The sequence below is a fragment of the Alicyclobacillus suci genome (assembly GCF_017329615.1).
Classification (GTDB): Bacteria; Bacillota; Bacilli; order Alicyclobacillales; family Alicyclobacillaceae; genus Alicyclobacillus; species Alicyclobacillus suci.
Genome location: NZ_JAFMTW010000067.1, coordinates 1 through 10,382 on the forward strand (window position 1 = coordinate 1; position 10,382 = coordinate 10,382).

The window sequence follows — 10,382 nt, forward strand, 5'->3', positions numbered from 1 at the left end:
TTTGGTCACTTGAAATCTTCTCGAAGGTTGGGGTGAAGTCCTTTTTCATGCCCTAAAAACCCTTGCCCTGCGGGAGTTTATAAATCTGCAAAACGCTCAATTAAATGAAATTCGGATTCCTTCTAGGCTTGTTAACTTTGTGACCACCAAAATCGTATCGTCATATTTAGCCGGAACCTTATAATCTACAGTGAGATTTGTAACGACTACCAATACTCCGGATTCCTCTAATTCACGATATGTAAGCCCAAAATGTGTAATTGTACTTGATCGTCCCAATTCAAGCCAGGGAATATAGTTACCGTCGTAAACAACCCCCATTTGGTCGACTTCTGGATAGCGAACTTTTAGGCAATAAGTAAAATGCTTCATAATTTTAATCTCCATTCAACATATAAATATGGTTATGTTTGGTTCAAATGATGCTTCTGAGTTTTATTGAGACATGAATTGGTTCAGTAGCATAATATAATGTCTGACAAAAGTTTCAAAGGTCATAACCCAACATAGGACGCGGCATTCTGGTCAAATCCATTGGCATCTCTTATATATGAACGCATTACTAAAATGCTTTTGTGTCCACTGATCGCCATGATTTTATCTTCGCGTGCTCCTCCTTTCGCAGCAGATGTAATGAATCCAGAGCGAAGGCTATGGCCTGCGTACTTTGCTGGAGGAAGTCCGACTTTTTGAGCGGTATCCTTTATAATACGTGCTACACCTTTATCTGACAGGCGTTCTCCGGAAACTAGATATGCGTTCTTTCTACGATAGACACGTCGAAAAATCGGGCCTGTCGAGATTCCGGCTTTATTTAACCATTCTTGAAATGTTCGTACCGGGCATGTTTCGACGTGGGATCCATAGGGAAGATGTATTTTTCGTTGATGCCCCTCTTGGTCTGTTTTGCTCTTTCGAATAGTGATTATCAGTCCTTCATGGACGATATCTACATCTTCGACGTTAAGAGCTACCAATTCAGACCGACGAAATGCACCTGCAAACCCGATTACGATTAGTGTGCGGTCTCGCAGCGCTCTAAGGTTACCCTCTTTGATCAGAAGGCTCGCCATGCGACGAATTTCTTCTATTAATAATGGTGATTTTCCCACACGGGAAACCTGAACATTTTCATCGCGTTTAATGCCTTTCCAAATGTTGCGGACTTGTGAGTGAGATGTGGGGGACTCATAGTCCTTTGCCTTGTGAAGTTGTGAAATTGCAGCCATGCGTCGTTCAATTGTACTTGCTCGAAATTTGCGCCTCCGTGCTAGGTACGCAATGTAGTTTGAAATGGTTTCGGGAGCGGCAGGACATGGACATAGTGAATTTTTGAAACACCAGGTAAAAAAATCAAACAAGTCAAACGTGTATGCTCGTTTGGTATTCGCTGACCTAGCGTTGCTCAAAAATTCTTTTGCATCGTCAGATAATTCTGGTTCCATATCGGTGTTTGGAGAATTATCCGCAAAATAAGAAATACCGCCTTTTTTTATTTTTTTAACTAAATATGTACTGGGTGTACCTACTGTTAAATTTTTATCCATTTTGATAAACCAACCCCAATTATTACATTTTAAAGTTTAGTCCGATAAAGTTTCATTATCGGACGTTTAGAGTCTAAAAAATAAGGGACTAAACAATATCAAATTGGAAGTTATAGACAAACCTAAATATTTACAAAAAATATCTTTGTGTCTATCAATTCACTATTTCTATCTCGAAATCCTCCTTGTTGTATAATTTTGTATTATATTACATGATGTGAAAATATCATTTTCACGAGCGACCTCAAAAGAAAGAGAGGTCACTCGTGAGAGACAGAAACCACCCAAATAACTTGGGTGGATCTATTCATGGTCGATCCCAGCCTGTTAAGCAATCGGGAACGGGGGAGGGCTACCTTCCTGTCCCGAATACCGGCAGAAAGGACACCTCCCCTTTTGGATTACATGCATTAAATAACAAGGACGCGTTATGCCACACGTGACTTAGGCTTATTGCGTTGTTTGCTTTCTTTTTTCAGAAGTCTAGCAAAACGCTTTAAAAACTCCTTTACTTCCGGTTGGGGGTCACAATTTTTGTACCCCCGGGCTTGCCGGATAGCATTATCCGACACTTCCACTGTTACGAAAGGTTTTTCTGGCTCTGTAACACTTCTGAGTACATATAGATCACAAATGCCAGATGCATACTGGTCGGAATAGCCTCCGACACAGTGGTTTAGGGTCTTACCTTCTTCAAACAGTTCATTGCTACTTTTCGCTGGACGAATGAAAAAGCGGTCATCTGAATACGCGTAGCACATAAGTTCCTGTACACGTAAAGCAATCCGACGATTGATTTCCTCATCCCGTTTGATTTTTACACGTTGCATCAGCTTATCGTGAGTTTGTCGCAAACTTGTGGGGAACAAGACGTGTGGTGCACCCAGGTCCATTCCAAGCTCTTTCGACATACGCAAAGTATCTTGCCAGTCAATGAGTACGCTGGTCGCTCTGGAATAACGTTCTGGCGCGTCTTCACGCCTCATCTGTTTCAAGATATACTTAGCCACCATGATTGGTTCGGCTATCTTCTTTTCGGTTAAGTACTGCCATATGCGGTCTTCAGTAATATCCTGAAGGCTAAACGCTTGTTCAGGTGTAACTTCAAAACCTTGCTTTCTCCAAAAATGATAGCTGTGGAGGGTTTTCGGTAGTACATTCGGCAACTCCAATAACCGGAGAATATCTGTCTTCGGCATGCGAAGGACCTGCTGTGGGTTTTTTCCTCGCCAATAAATCGCTCTGTATGTTTGGTGCCCCAGCATTTTTGCGGAAACTAGGGTTTTTAGACCCATTTTGGTTAAGTACTCTACGCATGGGTACTTAGCCGCAATGTTGAAAAACTTAACAAAGTCAAACGTTTCGTCATCGTATTCTTGCCACATACTGTACTGCAGAGGCGTCCCCTTTACAGCTCGTTTTATGCTCCCGGTCGAACAGAATGCCGGCTTAATAATTCCAAAGTAGTAATTGTACATGCGTTGTTCAACGTAAGATCCAACATTACGCATTTTGCGGGTTTTACCGTTCCATTCGTTGCGAAACTCGGTACCACCACGCCCTGGCTCAAATACATACCAGGCGCATGTCGTAAACTGTGTTTCCGTTTCGCGATAGTCGCCAGAGTAGTCCCGTTGCGCGTAAAATGCACGCGCTACGACGACATTTTTGTTGAGTCGGGACTTCTCGTACCAGACGATATACGCGTAGTCGACGAGGCGTGAGCGGCCGCGGCCGTTTTGCTTCACAGTACACTTAGAATGGCAATTTAAGCAATCCGTCTTTTCGTTATGCTTGAAATATGCTCCACCTAGGCCGAGAGGATATTCGACTTTACAGTGCGTGCAGTATGCCATTTGAACCTTACCCACTCGCCATACGAATAAGTAGCGGCTTTCTTTGAAAACCGTGTCACGTGCGTAGTTACATAAACTCTTGCTGATTTTCTTCGGGAAATGCTTAATTGCTTCATTAAATTCCATGTAGTTTCCTCCTATTTTTTCAGGATTAGATGTCAAATAGGGTCAACTGTTCTTCTGGCACGGGTTTCGACTTGGGCCCTAAAGGCCGCCGAGCGGCAGTAGTATTTCGAATCGGTGATGTTTGAACGGCCGTTCTCACAGGAGGTGTGTATCGGTGTTCTTCAGGGAGGTCGAACGGTTCGCCTTCCCAACATCCGTAGTAGTTCAAAACGACAGCAAAAACCTTTTCATCTGATAGAACGGCTGTGTTATTCGTGCGGAATTGAGATGCATAACGAATTAATGTGTCAAAGCACTTCCCTAAGGTTTTGTCCTCCGCAATGAAATTTCTGGAGTGTCGTGCGTTTGAGGCTAGGTGGTTGAGAATGAATTCTCCAATCACCTCTATGGTAGGATTGTTTTGATTCTCTACCATTTGTGCCTTTACTCTTTCTACAGCGGCTTCGTAGTAGGCCTCTCCTGTTAATTGAGCCTCTTCGTCTTGGTCTGTTTCAGTAGAAACATCTAATTTCTTCATTTGTTCTTCAGACATGAAGATCCCTCCGATACTCCCGGCGCCGCCGCCTTGGGAGTGAATAAGATACCCTGGGCGGCAGGGGGAGACCGGAACGCAAAAAAGGCAACCGACAAAGACCTTTCGTGATGGTCATGTGACCAACACGGGTCATGCGATTGCCTTTCAACTGCCACTTAGGCAGATTCCGATCATAGGTTTGGTGTTGCGAATAGGTTAAGGTGGCGCTACTTACCCGAGGGTAAGTGCGAAAGTGAGCTCCTGTCCTATGTACACGTGCACGTCCTAGTGCATCTGCTGGCGTACATAGTGAGTTCAGCTATTCTTGCTGCAACTGAACAAGAGGTATTACCGTGAGTGTGCGACAAGTGACTGAGTACCGACGAGTGACATGCTGCCTAGTTTCACCTTGCGGTTCGCTATGTAATAGCTTCCTAGGCTCCTCTCTGCTCTCCACGTAATGGATTCAAGCGCATAAGAGGGAAAGTTTTTCTAATTTCTCTTTTAGAGTAGTGTTTTTTCTTTTATCAGTCAACAAAAAAGGCCCGCCTAAATGGCGGGCACTTTGTAGTGCTACAGCGCGAACAAGAGAATTTGGTCATCACTGACCATTTTCTTTTTCGCTTTAACCACAAACCCCATCTGTTTACGCAGCGCACCGACAGTCATCGGCTCTTCCTGTACAACAAGTGGTTTCGGTGTGTCCTGCGACTCTTCGAAATCTGGAAGGTTGAACAAATCGAGCTGGGTTTCTGTGTTGGTTAGAGGAATAATATCTACCTCTTGTAATCCAGCAGCTCGTCTCGTTTCCTCAGCCAATCGCTTCATAGCTTTGGAGATTTCGACTTTAAACTCGTCCTCCTTCAGCATCACGACGCCCTGGGGAATATCCTTGTCAGCTATCGTTCGCCACTTGGATTCGAGATCGTTGACGTCTCCAAGACAGCTTGCGATGGAAAATGTTGAAGACGATAACTCGTCTTTCTCCCCGAACATCGCCAAATCAGACTTATCTGCTCGTCCCTCCAGTAACATAGCGGAAAGACGTCTTTTCATCATGCGACGAAATTGGACCATCTCATACGATCCGTTTGTAATATAGAAACGAGCAGTACATTTTTGCGACTGTTTAATCCTCCAGGCTCGCCTGGATGCTTGTCGTAAAGTGTTAATTTGATCGGTCAGTTGAAAGAAATTTAATGATGGGAAGTCGAGCATATCGATACCCACCTGGACCAAGGTTACATTTGAGACGATAACCTGTATGTCATCTTCGACTGCTTTGGATATCCATGCGACTCGATCCTGCGGTTTGACGCTTGCTTTTAATAAACGAGACCTAATCCCTTCTCGAGTCAATATTTTATGAATGCGCTCATCCTGCTGATATTCCTTGCCAGAATATCTTACAAAGACGACGCATCGACGGCCTTGCACAAGGTCATCTCGGATATCCTCAAGTAATCGCCGTTCCTTTGCGTTAAGCTCATTCTCATCATGTGTAGGTATCCAGGCAATGCCCTCATCGTTGAGAGGCACATATTGTTCCTTGTGTGGCTGATTTGCCGCATTGACGACCGAAGGGATAAAGCGTGCATAGGCGTGTTTGTTTCCTCCGATGTATGCTTTTTTCATCTTGGACTCGAGTTCGTTGTGAAACTTTGAATACTGGTACCGATGCGGTGGATCCTCATCCATGTCCACAAACACCGGCTTTTCTTCAAGTTCTACAAGTGGAAGGCCGAGGTCGCCAAGCTCTAGGAATATCGTCTTGTCAGAAAGCAAGTTCGCAAAAAGTTTCGGTGACAGTCCAGGAATTTCGGTTGGTGGATTCATCACTATTTTACGGCGTGTGAATGTCCCATCATCCTGAACATCATCTTCTGAATACCGTCCACGTTGTTCTTGAGCTCCATAAAGACTCACAAACTTTCCAAGTGACTTGTGATCAAACCCCAATTTAAGCATCTGGCCAGGAACAAGTCGCCATAGCAGATAAAATAAGCTCGACGCGGTGCCTTTGGACAGGGTTCCCGTGAGAGCAAGTACGCGCTTTGCGGCTGAAATGATAGCCCCAAGGCTTTCACCTTGCCCGCTCAAGCCAGCATACTCGTGTACTTCGTCCACTACCAGAAGGTCAATGTATCCCTTCAGGTATCTCTGAATGAACCAAGAAGGTTGCAATCGCCGCTTTGTTAAATTACTCACCTTTTCGACTTCCGGCTTTACATCACGCATCAGATTTGCGTTACACGCACTACAATGGTAGTTTCCAAGGTTTGAATGGAAGTGATACTGATCATGCATAATGGCACGATCTCCGACTCCTGTTGCTTCATACGGCCGACGACCATTTGCTAGATCATGAAAGCCGAGCTTTAACTCTAGTAGCATTTCATATTCATTGTCACCGCTTGCGGCTCGCGCTTCCTTGATGCTCTCCTCGTCGGTTTTCGTTTGCACGGCGTGACATTCTGGGCATAACCAAACATCTTCAAGTTTGACGACATGGCCGCGGTCCGCTGTACCGACAGAGTACCGAATACCCTGTTCTCCAAATGAAAGCATCGGCTTTGCCATAGGATACTCTGACCTCGAAGGACGAAATGTGTAGACATGCTGTGGTTTATAAATCAGAGATGGCGCTTTAGGCATGCCCAATTTGCTCGTATCTCTGCCCAGCAGCATAATTTCGATTTGACCGTTTTGCAAAGGATGTTTTTTCCGCTTGTCCCGCCACTGTACAACGTCTTTCCAGTTCTTAAAAACTGTAATGATTGGATTGTGTAATGTGGCCTTTATTTCGTCTTCCACCCATTTAGGGATCGTTATCGCAGGGACGAGCATTAAAACACTAAGCGAACGTTTGCCTCTATTAACCACACATTGTGCCTCGTTTTTAACGGCAGCCAGTGTATTTAAAACCGCCAAGCTTGAAATTGACTTGCCGGTGCCCATATCGCTGGAGATGATTACACCTTTTTGTGACTTTAAACCGTTTACCGCAGCCTGAGCGACATGTGCCTGTGCTAAGAAGGGCACACGTTTCATCGTCGCGATCGCCGGGTGAATCGGTTTATCTAAGTCATGTAGTGGTTTGGCCATCTCCTCTATGGTTGCTGCGAGATGTCCTGCGAATGTTTGCAGATACGTCATGAGTTCAGCTTGATCGCCGTCTTCTGCATCTTTTTTATATTCGCCTAAGACTTCAGAGAGAGCCGGCGCTTCCGTGATTCCTTGGGGAAGTTCAATTTTCCGTTTTGCCAGTAGTTTTGAAAGGATCTCCTTTGCTTGTTCCTCGTTTAATTCCGGTGAAAGTTGGTAGGCTTGAACGTCTCTCCAAAACTTAACGTTTGGATCCGACCATACATTGAGCGGTTCTACAAGTTCGCGCTGAACGCAGGCGTCCCATAGGGGTTGTCCCCATTCCTCGACGTACGGAAGGCTAAAGTCGTGTGCAAAATGCTTTGCAAACAACGTAGCGATGTCTCCACCGTCCGGTAGGATCAATGACCGTGCCCGGTCACTATCAATGATTTCATCAACTGCAGACTTGTGCAGTATGAGCGTGTGCGTCGTTTTTCCGACCGGCCGATGAATCAACCTGTAGTTGTTCCTGTCGCACTTTACACGTGTCTCAATGGATGCGTAACGTTCGGGTCGCACATGTAGGAACTCTCCTTTTAATGCGCGTGCCGCTATGCCTCGTGTTACCTGGTCTATGTCAATTAGGCTTGCTGCAATGAGCTCCTCATATTCCTTACCTGGAATAGGCCGAGTGATGAGAAGATGTGCTGCAGCGTCATACCAGTGTAAATCGCTTTGATATTCAAGAATTTTCATGTATCCATCCCAATGTATGCATATCCACCAGGGGCGCCCCGATGAATAGTGCATCACCGGGACTACCTCCCTTGCTAAGTATTATTGCAAATCGCGGATGGTTCCGTCTGGTTCAATAGTCCGAACAATCGTTACCCACTCATCCGTGTCAACGATGGTTTCACGTCCTTGTTCGTCGTACGTAATATCTCGGTGCGTTACCTTTCGGCTCGTGCCGATAACCATATGGCGATGTTCACCTATGCCAACGGCTCCATCTAATGCGCCGGCTGCGATAAGCGTCGCAAGATGTGTTCGACGATACGGGAGTAGCGGTCTTTGTAGCTTCGCATCGACTACCGAACCTTGAAGCATATGCTCGGCTACTTTGAAGCCGTCAGAAAGCTCGAGGTCTCGTAGAAGTTCGACTTCATCACGAACATCTCCGCGAAACTCGATGTCGTCACTTACGTCGCAAGCCGGAATAATCCAAGTACGGTTATCCATATTGTCTAAATATGGAATTCGTGTTGTGGAGTCATTTCCGACCGCGAGTAAGTGGCGACGCGTTTCAAGTTCTTCAGAAGTGAGCATTTTTGTGCTCTGTAAAGGCTTTTCGCGTCTCACACCGAATATGACGACTTGTTTGTAAGCCTGATACTCATCATCGTCAAAACGGTATACTGCTAGGTTGGTGTATCGATGTTCGAGCGCATTGACTGTCTCTTTTGAAAGTGTCGTGCGTGGAATGATGAACACAAGTACTCCACCCGGAGCCACATATTTCGCCGTGTCCCGCAGGAATGAAAGCTCGATGCGAGATTCACTTCCACCTTGCCCACCGCGGTTGTCGTAGGGCGGATTTAGCCACAGTAAAGACATACTAGCCTTGTCTACGCGCGCCTTCTCATAGGGTGAGGCGACTACGAAGTTCAAGCGTTCCGTAGCTTCAGTTGCACGTGCTCGGTCTAGCTCGACGCCGTAAGTGAGCGTACCCACTGGGGCTTGTTTGCCAACAGTTTGAAGTGCAATACCTTTGCCACAACACGGGTCGAAAATGCGTGCTGGCCCTTTAAAACGAAGACGCTTCACAATCTTTTCCGTCATTGTTTCGGGCGTAGCGTAAAAACCGAGGCGACTATCACTTTCGTATCTTGCCATTCAAATTCCCACTGTCCGACCGGATGGGGTGAAACCCCCTGTCCGGAAATACAGACAGAGGGTTCACCTCCTTAATTAGTTATTCGTTGTATATTGCTCTGTCGATGAGACCTTATTAAGCATTACTAGTTGAGGGATTACGCCTCCAAGTTGGCGACTTGTTTGGCACAAGCTGGGCAAACGATATCTAACCCCGCTACCCGCGTATATGTGTAGGTATAGTCACCGCATATCTCACAACTCTCTGGATTCTCACGATTTTCCACTTCATAAGCTTCGTTCTGCATATGCGAGACTCCCCCTTGGTATGTGGTCTTCTCCACCTGGCCATGTTCGAATTAAGTCCGACCGCAGAAGGAGGCCCCTCGGACAACGTATACGGAGAGGCACCGCCATCCCAATCAGATTTGCAAGCTAATCCTCAGCCAGAATGCCGTTCTAGCAGTTTCTTAACAGCAGGAATCTCACGAAGATTCATCACTAAAAGTACAACTGGTACCGAAGCGACCGTTAAGTCATATAGAGCCACTGGTGCATGAGCAACACAAGCTAACACATACCAGTAACCAGTCATCAGCCCTATTGCAAACGCTATGCCTGTTACCTTTTGTTTTGTTTTCATACCGTAGTCCTCCATCACCTTTAGGGCTATACGAAGACCACCGGTGATGAAACTGAAAAGGAACAGGTCACTAATGACTGGTGATACGATGAGTGGCTCTACAACAGTGCGACCAAACACGGCAAACAGAGTGAATGACTCGATAGATTGCAAAATTCCATCGAGGACTTTTGCCTCAAATTCGTATTCACAGTATTTCGCGAAGCTCTTTAACTGTGTGCTATACAGTACCGTTAAAAGGCTTACCATCAGTACACCAATGGCCTTTTCGACTGCAGGCAATATAGCAACCACAAAGCCGAGTAAGGCGGCAAGTGTCGTTAATCCTAGTGCTACAAAGAAAGCCCATTTGTCGAGCTTTTTTAAGATGCTTTTAGACATATGGATACACCTCCTCGTATCATAGTCGTTGAAGTTCTTCGCAGTAGATTTTCCAGCAGGTCCGGAACTGCTGAATGTCGCTCGAGAATTTCCAGTGCCGGCTACTGTTGCTCAAGTCAATGTCTTGTGGTTGCGGGTACTACCCCGTCCACCTTGCTACATGCACCACCCGCTCGATCCCGTTTCACCCGGATGGGGTAGTGCCCTAGTTTCATGCTTGATTTCTTGGAGTACGTTGCTCCGTGCTCTGCTTCTGTATTTGATAGCCTAAAAGTACCCCACTGGAACAATCGAAAATTCCCCCACCCTATGATAGCCTCACTACGGTGAGGTGGTTGAGGAGATGATTCGAT

The 10,382-nt window shown here is 45.8% G+C and carries 8 protein-coding genes; all 8 read right to left on the reverse strand.

What is annotated here, in order from left to right; translation table 11 throughout:
* Window positions 1-96: 96 nt before the first annotated feature.
* Window positions 97-372, reverse strand: a complete 276-nt coding sequence (locus J3482_RS18645; protein ID WP_021295991.1) for an acyl-CoA thioesterase — start codon at window positions 370-372, stop codon at window positions 97-99.
* Between the two features lie 122 nt (window positions 373-494).
* A complete protein-coding gene (locus J3482_RS18650) occupies window positions 495-1,547 on the reverse strand; it encodes a site-specific integrase (protein WP_223204346.1) in 1,053 nt (350 codons plus the stop codon).
* Window positions 1,548-1,975: 428 nt separating this feature from the next.
* Window positions 1,976-3,529, reverse strand: coding sequence for a PcfJ domain-containing protein (locus J3482_RS18655; RefSeq protein ID WP_021295993.1), 1,554 nt, complete (start codon window positions 3,527-3,529; stop codon window positions 1,976-1,978).
* A 25-nt stretch (window positions 3,530-3,554) separates the two neighbouring features.
* On the reverse strand, window positions 3,555-4,061 hold the full coding sequence (locus J3482_RS18660; protein ID WP_021295994.1) for a Cas9 inhibitor AcrIIA9 family protein: 507 nt from the start codon (window positions 4,059-4,061) through the stop codon (window positions 3,555-3,557).
* Window positions 4,062-4,616: 555 nt separating this feature from the next.
* The gene (locus J3482_RS18665) at window positions 4,617-7,886 is read right to left on the reverse strand and encodes a helicase-related protein (RefSeq protein ID WP_206922910.1); all 3,270 of its coding nucleotides are present in this window, start codon (window positions 7,884-7,886) and stop codon (window positions 4,617-4,619) included.
* 81 nt (window positions 7,887-7,967) lie between these two features.
* Complete coding sequence (locus J3482_RS18670) at window positions 7,968-9,026, reverse strand: DUF6094 domain-containing protein (RefSeq protein WP_206922911.1); 1,059 nt, start codon at window positions 9,024-9,026, stop codon at window positions 7,968-7,970.
* 137 nt (window positions 9,027-9,163) lie between these two features.
* On the reverse strand, window positions 9,164-9,313 hold the full coding sequence (locus tag J3482_RS18675) for a hypothetical protein (protein ID WP_021295999.1): 150 nt from the start codon (window positions 9,311-9,313) through the stop codon (window positions 9,164-9,166).
* A 134-nt stretch (window positions 9,314-9,447) separates the two neighbouring features.
* Entirely contained in the window at window positions 9,448-10,029 is a 582-nt protein-coding gene (locus J3482_RS18680; RefSeq protein WP_206922912.1) for a hypothetical protein, read from the reverse strand.
* Window positions 10,030-10,382: the final 353 nt, after the last annotated feature.